Here is a 20,832-nt window from a genome sequence, read left to right as displayed (position 1 = left end):
TTAAGATGATTTCTCTCTTGCGCCGTGGCCTGCTGGTCATGTTGGCGGCTGCTTTGCCCCTGATGGCGAGTGCTGCACCGGGGCAGTCTCCCCATGACATCGTGACCGATACCACGACTCGACTGCTGGCTGATCTGGACGCCAACAAAGAAAAGTACAAAGCGAGCCCGACCGAGTTCTACGACGCTTTGAACAACATCGTTGGGCCGGTTGTGGACGTTGACGGCGTTTCCCGCAGCATCATGACCGTCAAGTATTCGCGCAATGCCACGCCTGCTCAGATGCAGCGCTTTCAAGAGAACTTCAAGCGCAGCCTGATTCAGTTCTATGGCAATGCCTTGCTTGAGTTCAAGAACGAAGGCATCACGGTGGGCGACGCCAAGCAACAATCCAATGGCGATAACGTTTCGGTACCGATGACCGTCAAGGGTGCCAATGGCGCGGTTTATCCTGTTTCCTACACACTCACCAACGTGAAAGGCGAGTGGAAGGTGCGTAACGTGATCATCAACGGTATTAACATTGGCAAGTTGTTCCGTGACCAGTTCGCTGATGCGATGCAGCGTAATGGCAACAACCTCGACAAGACCATCGATGGCTGGGCTGGCGAAGTCGCCAAGGCCAAAGAAAAAACCGATGAGAAGTTGAGCCAATGAGTGATACCGCCATCACTCTGGCAGGCGAAAGCGAGTTGCGCCTCAGCGGCGTGCTCGACTATCAAACCGGCCCTCGCTTGCGCAAGGAAGGCCAGGCCCTGATCAAAAAGGCCTTGGCCAAAGCCCTGGTGGTGGATTGCTCGGCGGTCACCAAGTCCAGCAGTGTCGGCTTGTCACTGTTGCTGTGTTACATCCGTGATGCGCAAGCCCTGAACAAGCCGTTGAGCATTCGTGGCCTGCCCGAAGACATGCGTAAAATCGCTCAGGTTTCGGGTTTGACCGAGTTGCTGGCACATCATTAATAGCCACTTATAGAAAGGCCCTCCGTCAGAGTCCGCTTATCCGGGGTTCGCAGGCGCGGGGCTTTTTTGTATGATGGCCGACCCGTGCGCGTCAGGCGCCGATTGAGGTTGAGCATGCAGGCTGTAGAAGTTAAGAGCTTTCTTGAGGGAAAGTTGCCTGGAACCCAGGTAGAAGTTGAAGGCGAAGGCTGCAACTTTCAACTGAACGTGATTAGTGACGAACTGGTGGCACTGAGCCCGGTTAAACGTCAACAAAGCATTTATGCCCATTTGAACCCGTGGATTGCTGATGGCAGCATTCATGCGGTCACTATGAAATTCTTCAGCCGTGCGGCCTGGGCCGAGCGCACCTGAGCCCCCTGAGCCCATTGGCGTCGAGATTGTTATGGATAAATTGATTATTACTGGCGGTGCTCGTCTAGATGGCGAGATCCGTATTTCCGGGGCGAAGAACTCTGCCCTGCCGATTCTGGCGGCAACCCTGCTGTGCGATGGCCCGGTAACGGTAGCCAACTTGCCGCACCTGCATGACATCACCACGATGATCGAGTTGTTCGGTCGCATGGGCATTGAGCCGGTGATCGATGAGAAACTGTCGGTTGAAATTGACCCGCGCACCATCAAAACCCTGATCGCTCCGTATGAATTGGTGAAAACCATGCGTGCGTCGATTCTGGTATTGGGCCCAATGGTTGCCCGCTTTGGTGAGGCTGAAGTTGCCTTGCCGGGTGGCTGTGCCATCGGTTCGCGCCCTGTTGATTTGCACATCCGTGGTCTTGAAGCCATGGGTGCGGTTATCGACGTCGAGGGTGGCTATATCAAGGCCAAAGCGCCCGAGGGCGGCTTGCGCGGTGCCAACTTCTTCTTCGATACCGTCAGCGTGACCGGCACTGAAAACATCATGATGGCGGCGGCACTCGCCAAAGGGCGCAGCGTGCTGCAAAACGCTGCGCGCGAGCCTGAAGTCGTCGACCTGGCCAACTTCCTGAATGCGATGGGTGCCAAGGTCAGCGGTGCTGGCACTGACACCATCACCATTGATGGGGTTGAGCGCCTGCACTCCGCGACCTATCGCGTCATGCCGGACCGTATTGAAACCGGTACTTACCTGGTGGCTGCAGCGGTCACGGGCGGCCGTGTGAAGGTCAAAGACACGGATCCGACCATCCTTGAAGCTGTGCTGGAGAAGCTTAAAGAAGCTGGTGCCCAGATCACGACCGGTGAAGACTGGATCGAGCTGAACATGCACGGCAAGCGCCCGAAAGCGGTAAACGTGCGCACGGCTCCATACCCTGCCTTCCCGACGGACATGCAGGCCCAGTTCATCTCGCTCAACGCCATTGCCGAAGGCACCGGTGCCGTGATCGAGACCATTTTCGAAAACCGTTTCATGCACGTGTACGAGCTGCACCGCATGGGTGCCAAGATTCAGGTTGAAGGCAACACTGCCATCGTGACCGGTACCGAAACGCTGAAAGGCGCGCCAGTCATGGCCACTGATCTGCGCGCGTCGGCCAGCCTGGTGATCTCGGCGCTGGTGGCCGAAGGTGACACTTTGATCGATCGTATCTACCACATAGACCGTGGCTACGAGTGCATTGAAGAAAAACTGCAAATGCTGGGTGCCAAAATCCGCCGCGTTCCGGGCTAGTTTTTGGTGTTTGGCATCATGGGCACACCGATTGTGTCCAGCCGCCAGGTGACGTAAGCGTTTGCAAACGGTACCTTACCTGGCCTCGAATCGTTCAAGTCGAGCCTGATATCAGGCTCGATGCATGTCCGGCGCCCATTGCGTGCGGGCATAAGTACCCTGATAAGGACTTACGTTTCCCATGTTGACCATTGCACTGTCCAAGGGCCGAATCCTTGACGACACCCTGCCGCTTCTGGCTGAAGCGGGCATTGTGCCGACCGAGAATCCGGACAAGAGCCGCAAGCTGATTATTCCGACCTCCCAGCCCGACGTACGCCTGCTGATCGTGCGCGCCACTGACGTACCTACGTACGTTGAGCATGGTGCCGCCGACCTCGGTGTGGCCGGCAAGGATGTGTTGATGGAATACGGTGGCCAGGGCCTGTACGAACCGCTCGACCTTCGGATTGCCCAGTGCAAGCTGATGACGGCCGGCGCTGTGGGTGCTGTTGAGCCCAAAGGCCGACTGCGGGTCGCTACCAAGTTCGTCAACATTGCCAAGCGCTACTACGCCGAGCAAGGCCGTCAGGTCGACATCATCAAACTGTATGGTTCGATGGAGCTGGCCCCGCTGATAGGGCTGGCCGACAAGATCATTGACGTGGTCGACACCGGCAACACCTTGCGTGCCAATGGCCTGGAACCTCAGGACTTCATTGCCGCCATCAGCTCCCGTCTGGTGGTTAACAAGGCTTCGATGAAAATGCAGCACGCCCGTATCCAAGTCCTGATTGATACCCTGCGCAAAGCAGTGGAATCGCGACACCGCGGCTGACTTACCTGCGCGACCCTGGATCCAGCATCTTTACGTCGCGCCCATCCATCCGTGTAATAGCCAGAAATTTCAGGTACCCACGCGGATGGCTTGGTAGTCTTGCCGTGCCTGATACCTGCAACATCTTATTCCAAGCAAACGCCCATTACCGAGGCCCTCGCTATGACCGCTCCCTCTGCAATTCGCCGACTCAACGCTGCTGACCCGGATTTCGCGCAGCACCTGGATCATCTGCTGAGCTGGGAAAGTGTGTCTGACGACTCGGTCAATCAGCGCGTACTGGACATTATCAAGGCGGTTCGAGAGCGTGGCGATGCGGCGCTGGTCGAGTTCACCCAGCGCTTTGACGGGCTGACCGTCGGCTCGATGGCGGACTTGATCCTGCCGCGCGAACGCCTTGAACTGGCACTGACTCGCATCTCTGCCCCTCAGCGCGAAGCGCTGGAAAAAGCCGCGCAACGTGTGCGTATCTACCACGAAAAACAGAAACAGGATTCCTGGAGCTACACCGAAGCTGACGGCACGGTGCTGGGCCAAAAGGTCACGCCGCTGGATCGTGCCGGGCTGTACGTGCCTGGTGGTAAAGCGTCTTACCCGTCTTCGGTGTTGATGAACGCCATCCCTGCCAAAGTGGCGGGTGTCACTGAGGTGGTGATGGTGGTTCCGACACCGCGCGGTGAAATCAATGAGCTGGTACTGGCGGCTGCCTGCATTGCCGGTGTTGACCGGGTGTTCACCATCGGCGGTGCGCAAGCTGTCGCTGCACTGGCTTACGGCACTGAAAGTGTGCCCCGTGTCGATAAGGTGGTAGGGCCGGGCAATATTTACGTGGCCACCGCCAAGCGCCACGTATTTGGTCAAGTGGGGATCGACATGATCGCCGGGCCTTCGGAAATTCTGGTGGTGTGTGACGGTCAGACCGACCCGGACTGGATCGCCATGGACCTCTTTTCCCAGGCCGAGCACGACGAAGATGCTCAAGCCATTCTGGTCAGCCCCGATGCCGAGTTTCTCGACAAGGTTGCCGCCAGCATTGCCAAACTGCTGCCGACCATGGAGCGCGCCGACATCATCAACACCTCGATCAACGGCCGCGGTGCGCTGATTCTGGTGAATGACATGCAGCAGGCTATTGATGTGGCTAACCGTATTGCGCCAGAGCACCTGGAGTTGTCGGTTGCTGACCCGCAAGCCTGGTTGCCGCAGATCCGTCACGCGGGTGCGATTTTTATGGGGCGTCACACGTCTGAGGCTTTGGGCGACTATTGCGCCGGTCCAAACCACGTATTGCCTACGTCCGGGACGGCGCGTTTCTCTTCACCGCTGGGCGTGTATGACTTCCAGAAGCGCTCCTCGATCATCTTCTGCTCAGAGCAAGGTGCGTCCGAGCTGGGCAAAACCGCGTCTATCCTGGCCCGTGGTGAGTCACTGACCGGCCACGCTCGCAGTGCTGAATACCGGATCATCGCCGACACCGAACAGGGGCAATAAGCATGAGTAAATTCTGGAGTTCGTTCGTTAAAGAACTGGTGCCCTACGTGCCGGGCGAGCAGCCAAAACTGACCAGGCTGGTCAAACTCAACACCAACGAAAACCCTTACGGGCCTTCGCCCAAAGCGCTGGCCGCGATGCAGGCAGAAGTGAACGACAACCTGCGTCTGTACCCGGACCCAAACAGCGACGTACTCAAGCAGGCGGTGGCCGAGTACTACGGTGTGCAGGCAAATCAGGTGTTTCTCGGCAACGGGTCTGATGAAGTGCTGGCGCATATCTTCAATGGTTTGTTGCAGCACGACAAACCGCTGCTGTTCCCGGACATCAGCTACAGCTTCTACCCGGTCTACTGCGGCCTGTATGGCATTGAGTTCGAGGCGGTACCGCTGGATGCGCAGTTCCAGATCCAGCCGGCGGATTACGCCAGACCCAATGGCGGCATTATTTTCCCTAACCCCAACGCACCGACGGGTTGCTTGCTGGCGCTGGACGCCATTGAACAGATGCTCAAGGCCAGCCCGGATTCAGTGGTTGTAGTGGACGAAGCGTATATCGACTTCGGTGGCGAAACGGCCATCAGCCTTGTAGGCCGCTACCCGAACCTGTTAGTGACCCAAACCTTGTCCAAATCGCGCTCGCTGGCCGGCTTGCGGGTAGGGTTGGCGGTGGGCCATCCTGATCTGATCGAGGCATTGGAGCGGATTAAAAACAGCTTCAACTCCTATCCACTGGACCGTATCGCGATTGCTGGCGCGGCTGCGGCGTTTGAAGACCGTGAGTACTTTGAGCGCACATGCAATGCGGTGATCGACAGCCGTGAAAAGGTGGTGGGGCAGTTGCAGGCACTGGGCTTTGACGTATTGCCTTCGGCGGCGAACTTCATCTTCGCCCGTCACCCGGAGCATGATGCCAGCGCGCTGGCGGCCAAGTTGCGTGAACAGGGTGTGATCGTGCGTCACTTCAAGCAGTTGCGCATTGCCCAGTTCCTGCGCATCACCATCGGCACGACAGAGCAGAACGCGGCGCTGATTGAAGGCTTGTCGAGTTTGTAATAGACGGGGCACTTGTTTTGTTGAGATAGAACAAGTGTCCCGTTCTATTGTGCTAAAGCACAGGGTGGGGGTTTTTATGTTGTGTGTGCACTCAGTTAATTGGCTGAGTATGTGATGGAGAAAGTTCCGTCTTTAATGTTCGGGCCATCGCCTGTAAATGTGAAATTCCCATTGGCATTACCATTTTGATCTATCGTTAATGTCAATGTTCCTTCTGCGGCTGGCTCGTAATCGCCCTTGTTTATGTAAAGCCAACTAATGAATGATGCCTCCGGTATGTAAGTGTGTTTTATTTCTACGTCAAACTCTTGTTTGGGAAGCTCAACCACAATTCGGTGGTCGCCAGATTGCGCGACGAAGAATCCTATGCGGGACCGATTGGCATATTGGTAAGCCTCAAGAGTTCCGGAAAAGGCAGTTCCGTCGGGTAGCGTAGCGGTGATAGTGCCTGCAGACTTAAACTTATTTTTGGCGTTGGCACGTTTGGATGTGTTCATTCGAGATGCCTCAATCATTAAGAGCTGTACAGTTGAACGGTCAGATAATAGTGAGGCTCTACAACGAGATAGTCACCTGTCATAAATGACAGTTTCTGGCTATGTTTATTGAATGTTTATTTAGTTGTTTATAATGATTGGTTATAGGTGTTACTTGTTTGGATTGAGTATGGTGTGTCTATCTGTGCATTGGCACGCCTAAGCAGAACACCGTCCTGATTAAGGCTTGTCAGGTATCTAACTAATGGTCAAAAGATCGCAGCCTGCGGCAGCTCTTTTCAAACATAAAATAAGTTATTGATTCTAAAGGCCCTTTAGGAGCGAGCGTGCTCGCGATCTTTTGATCTTGATCTAAGTGGCCGGAGCCGCAGCAATGGATATGAACAAACAATCACGCCTCTCCCGAAGGAGAGGGAACCGATTGGGGATGCTGAAGATATTCGGTGGTCTGTACGCTGCGCGACAGCGCGGCGAAGACGAGGTGGCAACCTACAGGGTTGTGTTTATTTCTCGGAATGTGCCGGCTGTTCTTGCTGTGGCCGCAGGCCCACTTCGGCGGTGAGCTTGAGCTCTTTGCCATTGCGCAAGACCAGAATCGCCACCTTGTCTGAAGGCTTGATGCGGGCCACCTGGTTCATCGAACGACGACCATCGTTAGCCGGTTCGCCGTCAATGCTCAGGATCACATCACCCAGTTGCATACCGGCTTTTTGCGCCGGGCCATCACGGAAGATCCCCGCGACGACAATCCCCGGGCGTCCATTCATGCCAAACGACTCGGCCAAGTCCGGCGTCAATGACTGAACCTCAATCCCCAGCCAGCCACGGATCACCTGGCCGTGCTCAATAATCGACTTCATGACTTCCATGGCCAGGTTGATCGGGATCGCAAAGCCGATACCTTGCGAGCCACCCGACTCGGAGAAGATTGCAGTGTTAATGCCGGTCAGGTTGCCGTTGGCATCCACCAGTGCGCCGCCCGAGTTGCCAGGGTTGATTGCGGCATCGGTCTGGATAAAGTCTTCGTAGTTGTTCAAGCCCAACTGGTTACGCCCGGTGGCGCTGATGATGCCCATGGTGGTGGTTTGACCCACGCCAAACGGGTTGCCAATGGCCAGCGCGATGTCACCGATGCGCAAGGCGTCAGAGCGACCAATGGTGATCGAGGGCAGGTTTTTCAGGTCAATCTTGAGCACGGCTAGGTCAGTTTCAGGGTCGCTGCCGATCATCCGGGCCAGGGTTTCGCGACCGTCCTTGAGCGCAACGACAATCTGGTCAGCACCCGCCACTACGTGGTTGTTGGTCAGCAAATAGCCTTCCGGGCTCATGATCACGCCCGAGCCGAGGCTCGATTCCATACGCTTTTGTTTGGGCGCGTTGTTGCCGAAAAAGCGTCGGAACTGCGGGTCTTCAAACAGCGGGCTGGCGTTTTTGTTCACCACTTTGGTGGTGTACAGGTTGGCGACTGCCGGGGCGGCGCGGGTCACGGCGTCGGCATAGGTCACAGGGCCTTGTTGCGCATAACTGGTGCGCGGGGCTTGTTGCAGATTAACGTCCAGCGTCGGCAGGCCAACCCACTCTGGATAGCGTTGAATAATCAGCAAAGCGATAAGTACGCCAACCAGCAGTGGCCAGCCAAAAAAACGCAGCGCCTTAAACATTGAACTCAGTCCTGAAGGTTGCAGAGCCAACTCGACGGCCCATAATGGCGAGCATTATACGAGGGCCGGCCGGTCCCGAACGCTATATTTAGGAGTCTTTTATGGCTGTGGCCCTGAGCACGCTGGTAGAAGAAGCAAATCGTTACCTCAACAGCGCTGCCATCAGCGATTACTGCCCCAACGGCCTGCAAGTCGAAGGCCGACCGCAAGTGCTAAGAATTGTCAGTGGCGTCACGGCCAGCCAGGCATTGCTGGATGCGGCGGTCGAGGCCGGGGCCGATTTGGTGCTGGTGCATCACGGTTATTTCTGGAAGGGCGAAGACCCTTGTGTGACCGGTATGAAACAGCGCCGCCTGAAAACGCTGCTCAAGCATGACATCAGTTTATTGGCTTACCACTTGCCGTTGGATCTGCACCCGGAGGTGGGTAATAACGTGCAGTTGGCACGGCAACTGGACATCATCGTCGAAGGCCCCCTGGATCCGCAAAACAGCAAAGTGGTGGGGCTGGTCGGGTCATTGGCCGAAGCGGTGACCGCGCGTGATTTTGCTCGGCGGGTACAAGACGCTTTGGGGCGTGAGCCGTTGCTGATTGAAGGCAGCGACATGATTCGTCGCGTCGGCTGGTGCACGGGCGGCGGCCAAGGGTATATCGATCAGGCCGTCCTAGCCGGCGTAGACCTGTTTTTAAGCGGCGAAGCTTCAGAGCAGACGTTCCATAGCGCCCGTGAAAATGACATCAGCTTTATTGCCGCAGGCCATCACGCCACTGAACGCTACGGTGTGCAGGCGCTGGGCGATTATCTGGCACGGCGTTTTGCCCTTGAACACCTGTTTATCGACTGCCCCAACCCGATTTAACGGCAGCCCCTTGCTGGAACGAGCTTGCTCGCGATCCTAATCGCGGCGGCCCACGGAGCAAAGCCTGTGTGAGGGTATGCCGAGCCACCGTGAGGCACGGCTTTTAAAGATCAACAGATCGCGAGCAAGTTCCTATGGATGGCAGCAGCGTTTGTAGGAACGAGCTTGCTCGTGATCTTTTGATCTGAGGGCCCCCTTAAACCACGCTGGCCGATCGCGGCGGGCCCACGGCGTAAAGCCGGAACCTTATGTGGCCGTGATCGCAGCAATGGATAGGATTGCTGAACGACAGCGCGGTGTCGACGACGGGGCGGCCCTCCAGCAGGAGGCAAACTTGGCGTTCTATTCTTAGATCGTTTAGGTCTATTTGGCGTCCTCAATAGAAGAGAACGCTGTGCTAGCATTCGACCCTCGAACACGGCCCGTAGGCCGTTCATAAGATAGCTTTCGTGAGTAGCCATGGTCGACAAACTGACGCACCTGAAACAGCTGGAGGCGGAAAGCATCCACATCATCCGCGAGGTGGCCGCCGAGTTCGATAACCCGGTGATGCTGTACTCGATCGGTAAAGATTCCGCCGTGATGTTGCACCTCGCACGCAAGGCGTTTTTCCCGGGCAAGCTGCCGTTTCCTGTGATGCATGTCGACACTCAGTGGAAATTCCAGGAGATGTACAGCTTTCGCGACAAGATGGTTGCCGAGCTGGGCCTGGATTTGATCACGCACGTCAACCCGGACGGCGTGGCGCAAGGGATCAACCCTTTCACCCACGGCAGCGCCAAGCACACGGACATCATGAAAACCGAGGGCCTGAAGCAGGCGCTCGACAAGCACGGTTTTGATGCGGCCTTCGGCGGCGCTCGTCGCGACGAAGAGAAATCCCGTGCCAAAGAACGCGTGTACTCGTTCCGTGACAGCAAGCACCGCTGGGACCCGAAGAACCAGCGCCCCGAGTTGTGGAATGTCTATAACGGCAACGTCAACAAGGGCGAGTCGATTCGCGTGTTCCCGTTGTCCAACTGGACCGAACTCGACATCTGGCAGTACATCTACCTCGAAGGCATTCCGATTGTGCCGCTGTACTTCGCCGCTGAGCGGGAAGTCATCGAGAAGAACGGCACCTTGATCATGATCGACGACGATCGCATCCTTGAGCACCTGTCTGACGAAGACAAGGCACGCATCGTCAAGAAAAAGGTCCGTTTCCGTACGCTCGGCTGCTACCCGCTGACCGGCGCGGTAGAGTCCGAGGCTGAAACCCTGACCGACATCATCCAGGAAATGCTCCTGACGCGTACTTCCGAGCGCCAGGGCCGGGTCATCGATCACGATGGTGCCGGCTCGATGGAAGATAAAAAACGGCAGGGGTACTTTTAAGCTTCGAGTTACAAGCGGCAAGCTGCAAGTTAAAGGCGGTATGCGTAATTTTGCAGATTGGTGCTTGCAGCCGGTTGTTGCGGGCCGCTATCGAGTGACTCGTAATGGACTTCGAGAAGTGGGTTGTTTGGCAGAGAAGCAAGTGTTTGGCCGTGGGAATCTATCGAGAGTTTGCCGGATGTAAGGATCTTGGTTTCAAGGGCCAGATCACTCGCTCGGCACTTTCGGTGCCCTCTAATATTGCTGAGGGCATGGAGCGTTGCAGTGCCAAGGAAAAAGTACGTTTTCTTTGGATTGCTAAGGCTTCTTGTGGGGAATTACGGACACAGATTCTCATCGGCAGTGACATTGCTTACATCGCCCGCCCGCTGGCTGAAAACTGGATTGCAGAAACCCGCGAGCTGTCAAAAATGCTCTGCGGCCTGATCAACAAAATTTCTGACTAGCAGTACGCCGACAAGCTTGCCGCTTGAAGCTTACCGCTCGGAGCTTGAACACAATGAGCCACGTATCTGATTTGATCAGCGAGGACATCCTCGCCTACCTGGGCCAGCATGAGCGCAAGGAAATGTTGCGCTTCCTGACCTGCGGCAACGTTGATGACGGTAAGAGCACCCTGATCGGGCGCCTGCTGCACGACTCCAAGATGATTTACGAAGATCATCTGGAAGCCATTACCCGCGATTCGAAAAAAAGCGGCACCACCGGCGATGATATCGACCTGGCGCTGCTGGTGGATGGCCTGCAAGCCGAGCGCGAGCAGGGCATTACCATTGACGTGGCGTACCGCTACTTTTCCACGGCCAAGCGCAAGTTCATCATTGCCGATACCCCAGGCCACGAGCAGTACACCCGCAACATGGCCACCGGTGCGTCTACCTGTGACCTGGCGATCATTCTGGTGGATGCCCGTTACGGCGTGCAGACCCAGACCCGTCGCCACAGCTTTATCGCCTCGTTGCTGGGCATCAAACACATCGTCGTGGCCATCAACAAGATGGACCTCAAAGGGTTTGATGAAGGCGTGTTCGAGTCGATCAAGGCCGACTACCTGAAGTTTGCTGAAGGCTTGAAGATGAAGCCGACCAGCCTGCATTTCGTGCCGATGTCTGCCCTTAAAGGCGACAACGTGGTGAACAAGAGTGAACGTTCGCCGTGGTACACCGGCCAATCGCTGATGGAAATTCTGGAAACCGTTGAAGTGGCGGCGGACCGTAACCTCACCGACCTGCGCTTCCCGGTGCAGTACGTGAACCGTCCTAACCTGAACTTTCGCGGGTTTGCCGGCACCCTGGCCAGCGGCATTGTGCACAAGGGCGATGAAATCGTCGTGTTGCCGTCGGGCAAAAGCAGCCGCGTCAAATCCATCGTCACCTTTGAGGGTGAGTTGGAACATGCGGGCCCTGGTCAGGCGGTAACACTGACGATGGAGGACGAGATCGACATCTCCCGTGGCGACTTGTTGGTGCATGCCGACAATGTGCCGCCGGTGACCGACAGTTTTGAAGCCATGTTGGTGTGGATGGCGGAAGAACCGATGCTGCCGGGCAAGAAGTACGACATCAAGCGTGCAACCAGCTATGTGCCGGCTTCCATTGCCAGCATCGTCAACAAAGTCGATGTGAACACCTTGGAGGAAGGCCCCGCCAGCGCCTTGCAACTGAACGAAATCGGCAAGGTCAAGATCAGCCTCGACGCACCGATCGCGCTGGACGGTTATGACAGCAACCGCACCACCGGCTCGTTCATCATCATCGACCGTTTGACCAACGGCACCGTCGGAGCCGGCATGATCGTGGCCCAGCCGGTGGCGCACGGCAGCGCGACTCACCACGGTAAATTGGCACACGTAACGACCGAAGAGCGTGCCCAGCGTTTTGGCCAACAACCGGCCACGGTGTTGTTCAGCGGGTTGTCGGGTGCCGGCAAAAGCACCCTGGCCTACGCGGTTGAACGCAAGCTGTTCGACATGGGCCGCGCGGTGTTTGTGCTGGACGGCCAGAACCTGCGCCATGACCTCAACAAAGGGTTGGCGCAGGACCGGGCCGGGCGTACCGAAAACTGGCGTCGTGCGGCTCATGTTGCGCGTCAGTTCAACGAAGCGGGGCTGCTGACACTGGCCGCCTTCGTGGCCCCGGATGCGGAAGGCCGTGAACAGGCCAAGGCGCTGATTGGTAGCGACCGCCTGATCACCGTGTATGTCCAGGCCTCGCCAGCCGTGTGTGCCGAGCGTGATCCGCAAGGCCTGTACGCGGCAGGTGGCGACAACATCCCGGGCGAATCCTTCCCGTATGACGTGCCGTTGAATGCCGACCTTGTGGTCGACACCCAAGCGCTGACCATCGAAGACGGCGTCAAGCGGGTGTTGGACCTGTTGCGTCAACGCGGCGCGATTTGATAGGGGCCGCGATACGCTTTTAGACCTGTGTAGGAGCGAGCTTGCTCGCGATCTTTTGATCCTGGTTTTTACAAGATCGCGAGCAAGCTCGCTTCTACAGAGGCTGCGGTGCATCAGGCCTTGGGGTATTGCCGATGCAGTTCGCCCAACAACCGGTCCTTGTCTTCCCACAGCTGGTTGATCCAGCTCTGGAACGCGAGTTTGTACTCGCCATCCTGGTCGTAGTTTTTGCCGATAAACTCCGCTGGAATTTCCAGCTCTTCAAACACCACCACCACGTCCCGCACGTTGCCGCACAGCAAGTCCCAATACCCTGGACGTCCACCAGGGTAATGAATGGTTACGTTGACGATGGACTTTAACTGTTCGCCCATGGCGTCGAGTACAAAGGCGATGCCGCCGGCTTTGGGTTTGAGCAGGTAGCGAAACGGCGAGTTCTGTTGCGCATGTTTGGCTTCGGTGAAACGGGTGCCTTCGACGAAGTTGAAAATGCCCACGGGCTGGTTTTTAAACTTGGCGCAGGTTTTACGCGTAGTGGCCAGGTCGGCACCTTTCTTTTCCGGGTGCTTGGCCAGGTAGGCCTTGGAGTAGCGTTTCATGAACGGGAACCCCAGCGCCCACCATGCCAGGCCGATCACCGGCACCCAGATCAGTTCCTGTTTGAGGAAGAATTTCAACGGGCGGATGCGTTTGTTTAGTACGTACTGCAACACCATGATATCGACCCAGCTCTGGTGGTTGCTGGTCACCAGGTACGAGTGTTGGTAGTCCAGCCCTTCGAGGCCTTTGATGTGCCAGCGGGTCTTGCGCAGTAAATCCATCCAGCGCTTGTTGTTGCCGACCCAGGCTTCGTGAATGCGGCGCATCAATTCGTCGGTCACCCGCTGTGTTGCCGGGAACGGCAAGCACAGTTTAAAAATGGCGACCACAAACAGCGGTGTGCAGCACACGAGGGTGTTGATGGCCAAAAGCAGTGATGCAATGACACCGCGTAACGGTGCAGGCAGGAAACCCATCATTTACACATCCATAGGTCGGTTGGCGGCTTGGATCGCCGTCAGGGCGATGGTGTACACGATGTCGTCGACTTGCGCGCCACGGGGCAGGTCATTCACCGGCTTGCGCAGGCCTTGCAGCATTGGGCCCAGGCTGACGCAGTCAGCACTGCGCTGTACGGCTTTGTGGGTGGTGTTGCCGGTATTCAGGTCGGGGAACACAAACACGGTGGCGCGACCGGCTACCTGACTGTTGGGTGCCAGTTGCCGGGCGATCACTTCGTTGGCCGCCGTGTCGTATTGCAACGGGCCGTCAATCAGCAAGGCGTGCTGTGATTCGTGGGCCAGCAGCGTCGCTTCGCGAACCTTCTCGACCTCTTCGCCACTGTTGGAGTCGCCGCTGGAGTAACTGATCATCGCCACGCGCGGGGTGATGCCGAACGCCGCCGCAGAGTCAGCGCTTTGCAGGGCGATTTCGGCCAGTTCGGCGGCCGACGGGTGCGGGTTCATCACGCAGTCGCCATACACCAGCACTTGCTCGGGGAACAGCATAAAGAACACCGATGACACCAGGGTGCAGCCCGGTGCGGTTTTAATCAGCTGCAAAGCCGGGCGGATGGTGTTGGCGGTGGAGTGAATGACGCCGGACACCAGACCATCGACTTCATCGAGCGCCAGCATCATGGTGCCGATCACGACCGGGTCTTCCAGTTGCTGTTCGGCCATCGGTGCGTTGATGCTTTTGGTTTTACGCAGCGCCACCATGGGTTCTACGTAACGGTCACGAATCAGGTCCGGGTCGAGAATCTCCAAGCCTTCGGGCAGCTCAAAGCCGTGGGCCTTGGCCACGGCCTGAACGTCGGCAGGTTTGGCCAGAAGCACGCAACGGGCAATGCCGCGTGCCTGGCAGATGGCCGCGGCTTGCACGGTCAACGGCTCGCTGCCTTCGGGCAAGACGATGCGTTTGTTGGCCTGTTGGGCGCGCTGGATGAGCTGATAGCGGAACACGGCTGGCGTCAGGCGCATTTCGCGCGGAGTACCGCAGCGCTGGTGCAGCCAGCGGGCATCAAGGTGGCTGGCGACAAAATCGGTGATGATTTCCGCACGCTCGCGGTCATCAATCGGGATTTCCTTGTTCAGCCCATTGAGGCGGTTGGCGGTGTCATAAGACCCCGTGCTCACCGACAGCACCGGCAACCCGGCTTGCAGGGCACCGCGGCACAGTTCCATCAGGCGCGGATCGGGCTGCGTGTCGCTGGTCAGCAGTAGCCCGGCCAGGGGCACGCCGTTCATTGCGGCCAGGCTGACCGCCAGAATGATGTCATCGCGATCACCGGGAGTGACCACCAAAACTCCGGGCTTGAGCAGTTGCAAGGTGTTGAGCACAGTGCGCGCGCACAGGATGATCTTGGACATGCGCCGGGTTTCGTAATCACCGGCGTTCAGTACCTGGGCACCCAGCAGGTCGGCCACATCGCGGGTACGCGGAGCGTTGAGTTCGGGTTGATAGGGAATGCAGCCGAGCAATTTGAAGTCGCCACTGCGCAGCAGCGGCGAGTGTTCCTTCAGGCGCGCCGAAAAGGCATCCATGCTTTCGTCGGTGCGTACCTTGTTCAGGATCACGCCCAGCACTTTCGGGTCTTTGGGGCCGCCAAACAGCTGCGCCTGCAATTCAACCCGGCCAGAGAGCTCGGTCAGCACTTCGTTTTCCGGGGCCGACACCAGAATCACTTCGGCATCCAGGCTTTTGGCCAGGTGCAGGTTGACGCGGGCTGCATAGCTGGCGGTGCGCGTCGGTACCATGCCCTCGACAATCAGCACGTCCTTGCCCACGGCGGCGGCTTGATACAGGCGGATGATTTCTTCGAGCAATTCATCCAGTTGGCCATCACCGAGCATGCGTTCCACATGGGCCAGGCCCAGTGGCGTCGGGGGCTTTAGCCCGTGAGTGCGGGCGATCAGTTCAGTGGAGCGTTCAGGCCCGGTGTCACCCGGATGCGGCTGGGCAATCGGTTTGAAAAAGCCGACTTTCAAGCCCGCGCGCTCCAGGGTACGCACCAGGCCGAGGCTAATAGAAGTCAGGCCCACACCAAAGTCAGTGGGGGCGATAAAGAAAGTTTGCATGCGAGCTTCCTGACGTGGCAGAGCAAGGGCGGGCCCGATGAACGGGGCCAGTGCCTGAATCAATTGCCAAGATTAGCGCTATCTGCGCCTTGAGCACACCAGCCACAGGCAAAGGGCTCGCCTATTTTTTTGGCGCGCTGCTGTGGGTCCAGCACCCACGGCCGTGATTGCCACGGCGGTTGATGGCGAAGGTGCTGGGTATGCCCGCAGGAGAGTATGGCGACCCAGTGCGCGTCATCGTCTTGGCACCAGCCAATGATCGTTGATGTTTTCAAAGTTATCCGTTGGTCTTGGTTGTGTTCGCTTTCGGGCGATTGCTTGGTTAAACTGGTCAACTCTTTACTATTTGCAAAAGGTCTTGCCCCATGACGATCGCCGCCAAAAAGGCTGTCTCCATTGACTATACCCTGACCAACGACGCTGGTGAGGTCATCGACAGTTCTGCCGGCGGCGCGCCGCTGGTGTACCTGCAAGGCGCAGGCAACATTATTCCGGGTCTGGAAAAGGCACTGGAAGGCAAGGCTGTCGGTGATGAACTGGAAGTGACTGTAGAGCCGGAAGACGCTTACGGCGAGTACTCTGCCGAACTGGTCAGCACCCTGAGCAGCAGCATGTTTGAAGGCGTGGACAAACTGGAAGTGGGCATGCAGTTCCACGCTTCCGCACCGGATGGCCAAATGCAGATCGTGACTATCCGTGATCTGGACGGCGACGACGTCACCGTTGACGGCAACCATCCGTTGGCCGGCCAGCGCCTGAACTTCAAGGTTAAAGTTGTAGCGGTACGTGATGCCAGCGAAGAAGAAGTCGCTCACGGTCACGTCCACGGTGAAGGCGGTCATCAGCACTGATAAGTGCTGCTACGCTCCTCTCGTGAGCTAGCCAGGAAAGGCGCCTTAGCAGGCGCCTTTTTCATTGTTGGCGATTAACTTGAACGATGGTTCAAACGCCGCCCCGGGAATTTTGGAGTTTGTCATGAGTGCCTTTCACGACCTTACCCTTGTAGCGCTCAACGGCGCTGAACTGCCACTGGCACCCCTCAACGGTAAAGTAGTACTGGTGGTAAACGTCGCCTCCAAGTGTGGCCTGACGCCCCAGTACGCTGCCCTCGAAAACCTGTACCAACACTACAAGGATCAGGGTTTCAGCGTGTTGGGTGTGCCATGCAATCAATTTGCCGGGCAAGAGCCGGGCACTGAGCAAGACATCCAGGCGTTTTGCAGCCTCAACTACGGTGTGACCTTCGCGTTGACCTGTAAGCTTGATGTCAATGACCCAGACCGTCATCAGCTGTACCGCCTGCTGGCGGGCGAGGGGGCTGAGTTTCCAGGCGATATCACCTGGAATTTTGAGAAGTTTCTGGTGGGCAAGGATGGCCGGGTATTGGCGCGTTTTTCACCGCGCACCGCTCCTGACGATGCGACAGTGATCCAGGCCATTGAAAAAGCGCTGGCTTAATGCTTTTTTGCCGCGATGTGGGCTGGCGCGTCAACCGTGTCAGCCTCTCTCCGGCAAGCCCGCCGTAACTGGCCTTCGAACTGCTCGATAATGTCCGACCAGCGCTGGCGGCTGGCATGATGACGGGCATTGAGGCGGATCGTGCGCAGGGTTTCGGGGGCTTCCAGCAGCCAGCAAGCGGCCTGGATCCAGGCATGTTCATCGCCGGGCATGGCCAGCATGCCGTTATAGCCATGGCGAAGGTGCTGGCCTGCTGCTGCTTCGTCATACGCGACAACACCTAAACCTGCGGCCAGCGCTTCAAGCACCACATTGCCGAAGGTTTCTGACAGGCTTGGAAACAAAAATACATCGGCGCTGGCGTAGTGGCTGGCCAGTGCTTCTCCTGATTGCACGCCACAAAAAATCGCTTCGGGCAACGAGGCTTCCAGGCTGGCCCGCTTGGGGCCATCGCCAACGATGATCAACTTGAAACGCCGTGCCGGGTAGCGAGCTTGCAGCGCTTCCAGGCAACGCTTGAGCGCGCCCAGGTTTTTCTCGGGTGCCAGACGGCCCACATGCAGCAGTGCAACATCCTGCTCTCTGAGGCCCCAACTCTGTCGCAGTGCACGTTGATGTTTAGCGGGATGGAACAACTGACAGTCGACGCCACGGGGCAGCAGTTCCAGGCGTTCGAAATGGCGTCGTGTCAGCTCCAGGCGCTGGCTGGTGCTGGGAACCAGTGTCAAGGTCGAGCGATTGTGGAACCAGCGCAAATAGTGAGTCAGTGCGCGGGTGAGCATTTCGTGACCGTAATGGTTGAAGTACTGCTGGAAATTGGTATGAAAACCACTGACCACCGCAATACCCAAGCGCCGGGCAACGCGAAGTGCACACAACCCCAACGGCCCCTCCGTGGCGATATACACCACGTCCGGGCGCTGCTGCTGCCAACGTTTTTTGAGGCGCAAGGTCGACGCTACCCCCCACTGCATGCCCGGGTACCCTGGTAATGGCCAGCCTCGGCACAGCATCAGTTCAGCGCTACTGCGCTGATTGCCATCGGCTGCCTGGCGCGGGCGTACCAGTTCCACACGGTGATTGCGCGCGCGCAACCCCTCAAACAATTGGCTCAGGGTATTGGCCACGCCATTGATTTCTGGTGGGAAAGTTTCAGTGATCAGGGAGATATGCAGGGCTGTCGTCATGGTGGCAGTATCCGCTGCACCCATGACGACCACATGTCATGTTGATGATGGATTGATGAAGCCGGTTAGCGACGGTTGGCAGTCGCCAGCGCGGTGTCACCTCGTTCACGTACCCAAAACACGGTGGCAGCGGCAACGGCAGCGGGCATCATCAGAATGTTGACCACTGGAATCAACAACACCAGGTAAACAATCCCGCCGAAGCTCAGGCTCTGCCAGCGTTTTTCGCGCAGCCAGGCGAGCATTTCGTTCCAGCCCAGTTTGTGGTTGTCCGCCGGGTAGTCGATGTATTGAATGGCCATCATCCAGATCCCGAAAATCAGCCACAGCGGCGCGGCAACCAGGTTGACCACCGGAATAAATGACAGGATCAGCAAGGCAATGGCGCGAGGCAGGAAATAGCCCAGTTTGCGCATTTCCCGCGCCAGGGTCCGTGGCACCATCGCGATCAGTTCAGCCCAACTGAAGGGTGGCGAATTGTCGACGCCGCGCACCACGGCTTCGACTTTCTCTGACAGAAAACCGTTGAACGGAGCCGCAATGATGTTGGCTAGCAGGGTGAAGGTGAAAAACACCATCAATGCCACCAGTACCACAAACAAAGGCCACAACAGATAATCAAGAAAGCTGAGCCATGAGGGCAGTGAAGGCATCAAGGTATCAACCCAGACGCTGAACTGATGCCCAGCGAAGTAAATCAGCCCGACGAACAGCACCAGATTGATGAGCAGCGGCAGCAGCACAAATAAGCGCAGGCCAGGGCTGAGGACGAGCGTCAGGCCTTCACGCAGGTACTGTGGGCCAGAGAGAACGGGGGCGGGCATAGGGTGCTCCGAGCAGTGGAAAAACCGGCCGACCTTAACGGCTTTGGCCGCAGGGCGAAAGCCCTGTCACAAGATCGACAATTACTGTAACAAAGACATCAAGCGACGCCTTTGACTGTATAGAGACCCGCTATGAGCTGGATTGTTATTGCGTATTTCCTTACTCTCTGGCACCTCGATACGCTACACCTACATTTTTCATTATCTGCCAATAACAGGCCTTGCCTGAGCAGATAGGCGATTTCTTTTTATTCCCGCCGGTCATCGGCGTTCCGACCCGGTGTCAATGCGGGCGGTCATAGGAGTGAGTCATGTCTGAAGTACGTCATTCGCGAGTGATTATTCTGGGCTCCGGCCCTGCCGGTTACAGCGCCGCTGTCTACGCGGCCCGCGCCAACCTCAAACCACTGCTGATTACGGGCATGCAGGCGGGTGGTCAATTGACCACCACCACCGAAGTCGACAACTGGCCCGGTGATGTTCATGGCCTGACCGGCCCGGTCCTGATGGAACGGATGCGTGAACACGCCGAGCGTTTCGAGACAGAAATCATTTTCGACCACATCAACGAAGTGGATCTGAAAAATCGGCCATTTACGCTGAAGGGCGACAGCGGCACTTTCACGTGTGACGCGCTGATCATTGCCACGGGTGCCAGCGCGCGTTACCTGGGCCTGCCGTCTGAAGAAGCGTTCATGGGCAAAGGTGTTTCTGCTTGCGCGACCTGTGACGGGTTTTTCTACCGCAACAAGCCGGTTGCCGTCGTGGGTGGCGGTAATACCGCCGTTGAGGAAGCGCTGTACCTGGCCAACATCGCCAGCACCGTGACCTTGGTACACCGTCGTGAGACTTTCCGCGCCGAGAAGATCCTGATCGACAAGCTGCATGCCCGTGTGGCTGAAGGCAAGATTATCCTCAAGCTCAACGCCACCCTGGACGAAGTGCTGGGTGACAACATGGGCGTGACCGGTGCGCGTTTGAAAAACAATGACGGCAGCTTTGACGAGCTGAAAGTCGACGGCGTGTTTATCGCCATCGGCCACACGCCGAACACCTCGTTGTTTGAAGGCCAGCTGGAACTCAAGGACGGCTACATGGTTGTGCAGGGCGGCCGTGAAGGCAATGCGACGGCGACCAGTATCGAAGGCGTGTTTGCGGCGGGCGACGTGGCCGATCACGTTTATCGTCAGGCCATCACCTCGGCAGGTGCCGGTTGCATGGCAGCGCTCGATACCGAACGCTACCTGGACGGTCTGCAGAACGCCTAGTTCTGATCACCGCCCCACAAAAAAACCGGCTTCGGCCGGTTTTTTTGTGCTTGCTCGCGATCTTTTGATCTTTGTACAGACCGGACACATGGTTGACACATGTGCGGGGACATAGTGGACACATTATGAACCGTAATCTGGCTTGTTCACGTCGATAGTTCGCAAAAAGTGATGGCAGAAGTAGACGTCAAACAGTTGATCGCTTTCTGGG

20 protein-coding genes and 1 pseudogene are annotated in these 20,832 nt (G+C 57.3%); 14 read left to right on the top strand and 7 right to left on the bottom strand.

Annotated features, from left to right (window positions below; translation table 11 throughout):
• The first annotated feature begins 5 nt into the window (after window positions 1–5).
• From Q1W15_RS01940 to hisC, 7 genes are all read left to right on the top strand, one after another.
• Window positions 6–656: a phospholipid-binding protein MlaC gene (locus Q1W15_RS01940; protein ID WP_300719904.1), complete on the top strand. Its 651-nt coding sequence runs from the start codon at window positions 6–8 to the stop codon at window positions 654–656.
• Window positions 653–958, top strand: coding sequence for an STAS domain-containing protein (locus Q1W15_RS01935; protein ID WP_300719903.1), 306 nt, complete (start codon window positions 653–655; stop codon window positions 956–958). Before Q1W15_RS01940 ends, Q1W15_RS01935 begins: the two co-directional genes overlap by 4 nt.
• Window positions 959–1,072: 114 nt before the next feature.
• Window positions 1,073–1,312: a BolA family protein gene (locus Q1W15_RS01930; protein ID WP_300719902.1), complete on the top strand. Its 240-nt coding sequence runs from the start codon at window positions 1,073–1,075 to the stop codon at window positions 1,310–1,312.
• Window positions 1,313–1,343: 31 nt separating this feature from the next.
• The gene (gene murA, locus Q1W15_RS01925) at window positions 1,344–2,609 is read left to right on the top strand and encodes a UDP-N-acetylglucosamine 1-carboxyvinyltransferase (protein WP_300719901.1); all 1,266 of its coding nucleotides are present in this window, start codon (window positions 1,344–1,346) and stop codon (window positions 2,607–2,609) included.
• A 181-nt stretch (window positions 2,610–2,790) separates the two neighbouring features.
• The gene (gene hisG / locus Q1W15_RS01920; protein ID WP_300719900.1) at window positions 2,791–3,426 is read left to right on the top strand and encodes an ATP phosphoribosyltransferase; all 636 of its coding nucleotides are present in this window, start codon (window positions 2,791–2,793) and stop codon (window positions 3,424–3,426) included.
• Between the two features lie 162 nt (window positions 3,427–3,588).
• A complete protein-coding gene (gene hisD / locus Q1W15_RS01915; protein ID WP_300719899.1) occupies window positions 3,589–4,917 on the top strand; it encodes a histidinol dehydrogenase in 1,329 nt (442 codons plus the stop codon).
• Window positions 4,918–4,919: 2 nt separating this feature from the next.
• Window positions 4,920–5,972 (top strand): histidinol-phosphate transaminase, encoded by a 1,053-nt coding sequence (gene hisC / locus Q1W15_RS01910; RefSeq protein WP_300719898.1) that lies wholly within the window; start codon window positions 4,920–4,922, stop codon window positions 5,970–5,972.
• Window positions 5,973–6,067: 95 nt separating this feature from the next.
• On the opposite strand, the gene Q1W15_RS01905 is transcribed toward hisC, so the two are convergent.
• Both Q1W15_RS01905 and algW read right to left on the bottom strand, forming a co-directional pair.
• Window positions 6,068–6,469, bottom strand: a complete 402-nt coding sequence (locus tag Q1W15_RS01905; protein ID WP_300719897.1) for a hypothetical protein — start codon at window positions 6,467–6,469, stop codon at window positions 6,068–6,070.
• A gap of 503 nt (window positions 6,470–6,972) precedes the next feature.
• Window positions 6,973–8,130, bottom strand: a complete 1,158-nt coding sequence (gene algW, locus Q1W15_RS01900; protein ID WP_300719896.1) for a Do family serine endopeptidase AlgW — start codon at window positions 8,128–8,130, stop codon at window positions 6,973–6,975.
• A gap of 101 nt (window positions 8,131–8,231) precedes the next feature.
• Here algW and Q1W15_RS01895 point away from each other — a divergent pair, with 101 nt between their 5' ends.
• The 4 genes from Q1W15_RS01895 (at window position 8,232) to cysN (ending at window position 12,765) form a co-directional block, all read left to right on the top strand.
• The gene (locus Q1W15_RS01895) at window positions 8,232–8,990 is read left to right on the top strand and encodes a Nif3-like dinuclear metal center hexameric protein (protein ID WP_300719895.1); all 759 of its coding nucleotides are present in this window, start codon (window positions 8,232–8,234) and stop codon (window positions 8,988–8,990) included.
• Between the two features lie 459 nt (window positions 8,991–9,449).
• Window positions 9,450–10,367 carry a sulfate adenylyltransferase subunit CysD gene (gene cysD, locus Q1W15_RS01890; protein WP_048368327.1) on the top strand — a complete coding sequence of 306 codons (918 nt, stop codon included), beginning with the start codon at window positions 9,450–9,452 and terminating at the stop codon, window positions 10,365–10,367.
• A 104-nt stretch (window positions 10,368–10,471) separates the two neighbouring features.
• Entirely contained in the window at window positions 10,472–10,813 is a 342-nt protein-coding gene (locus tag Q1W15_RS01885) for a four helix bundle protein (RefSeq protein ID WP_300719894.1), read from the top strand.
• Between the two features lie 53 nt (window positions 10,814–10,866).
• A complete protein-coding gene (gene cysN, locus Q1W15_RS01880) occupies window positions 10,867–12,765 on the top strand; it encodes a sulfate adenylyltransferase subunit CysN (protein WP_300719893.1) in 1,899 nt (632 codons plus the stop codon).
• Between the two features lie 113 nt (window positions 12,766–12,878).
• Here cysN and Q1W15_RS01875 read toward each other — a convergent pair whose 3' ends face one another.
• The 3 genes and pseudogenes from Q1W15_RS01875 to Q1W15_RS01865 form a co-directional block, all read right to left on the bottom strand.
• Window positions 12,879–13,784 carry an acyltransferase gene (locus tag Q1W15_RS01875; protein ID WP_300719892.1) on the bottom strand — a complete coding sequence of 302 codons (906 nt, stop codon included), beginning with the start codon at window positions 13,782–13,784 and terminating at the stop codon, window positions 12,879–12,881.
• Window positions 13,785–15,884, bottom strand: coding sequence for a phosphate acetyltransferase (pta, locus tag Q1W15_RS01870; RefSeq protein ID WP_300719891.1), 2,100 nt, complete (start codon window positions 15,882–15,884; stop codon window positions 13,785–13,787). It lies immediately after the preceding gene.
• Window positions 15,885–15,943: 59 nt separating this feature from the next.
• Window positions 15,944–16,251: pseudogene (locus tag Q1W15_RS01865) on the bottom strand (DUF3565 domain-containing protein).
• Between Q1W15_RS01865 and Q1W15_RS01860 the strand changes: the two are divergent.
• The gene (locus Q1W15_RS01860; RefSeq protein WP_300719889.1) at window positions 16,250–16,735 is read left to right on the top strand and encodes a peptidylprolyl isomerase; all 486 of its coding nucleotides are present in this window, start codon (window positions 16,250–16,252) and stop codon (window positions 16,733–16,735) included. The pseudogene Q1W15_RS01865 and the gene Q1W15_RS01860 sit on opposite strands and share 2 nt — an antisense overlap.
• A gap of 124 nt (window positions 16,736–16,859) precedes the next feature.
• Window positions 16,860–17,342 (top strand): glutathione peroxidase, encoded by a 483-nt coding sequence (locus Q1W15_RS01855; RefSeq protein ID WP_300719888.1) that lies wholly within the window; start codon window positions 16,860–16,862, stop codon window positions 17,340–17,342.
• Here the strand turns inward: Q1W15_RS01855 and Q1W15_RS01850 are convergent.
• Window positions 17,339–18,553 carry a glycosyltransferase family 1 protein gene (locus Q1W15_RS01850; RefSeq protein WP_300719887.1) on the bottom strand — a complete coding sequence of 405 codons (1,215 nt, stop codon included), beginning with the start codon at window positions 18,551–18,553 and terminating at the stop codon, window positions 17,339–17,341. The genes Q1W15_RS01855 and Q1W15_RS01850 overlap by 4 nt on opposite strands.
• Before the next feature lie 41 nt (window positions 18,554–18,594).
• Window positions 18,595–19,353 (bottom strand): sulfate transporter CysZ, encoded by a 759-nt coding sequence (cysZ, locus tag Q1W15_RS01845; RefSeq protein WP_300719886.1) that lies wholly within the window; start codon window positions 19,351–19,353, stop codon window positions 18,595–18,597.
• Between the two features lie 311 nt (window positions 19,354–19,664).
• On the opposite strand from cysZ, the gene trxB reads away from it, so the two are divergent.
• Entirely contained in the window at window positions 19,665–20,621 is a 957-nt protein-coding gene (gene trxB, locus Q1W15_RS01840; RefSeq protein WP_300719885.1) for a thioredoxin-disulfide reductase, read from the top strand.
• Window positions 20,622–20,832: the final 211 nt, after the last annotated feature.

The organism is Pseudomonas sp. (assembly GCF_030150285.1).
GTDB lineage: Bacteria > Pseudomonadota > Gammaproteobacteria > Pseudomonadales > Pseudomonadaceae > Aquipseudomonas.
This window is presented reverse-complemented; position numbering and strand designations above follow the sequence as displayed.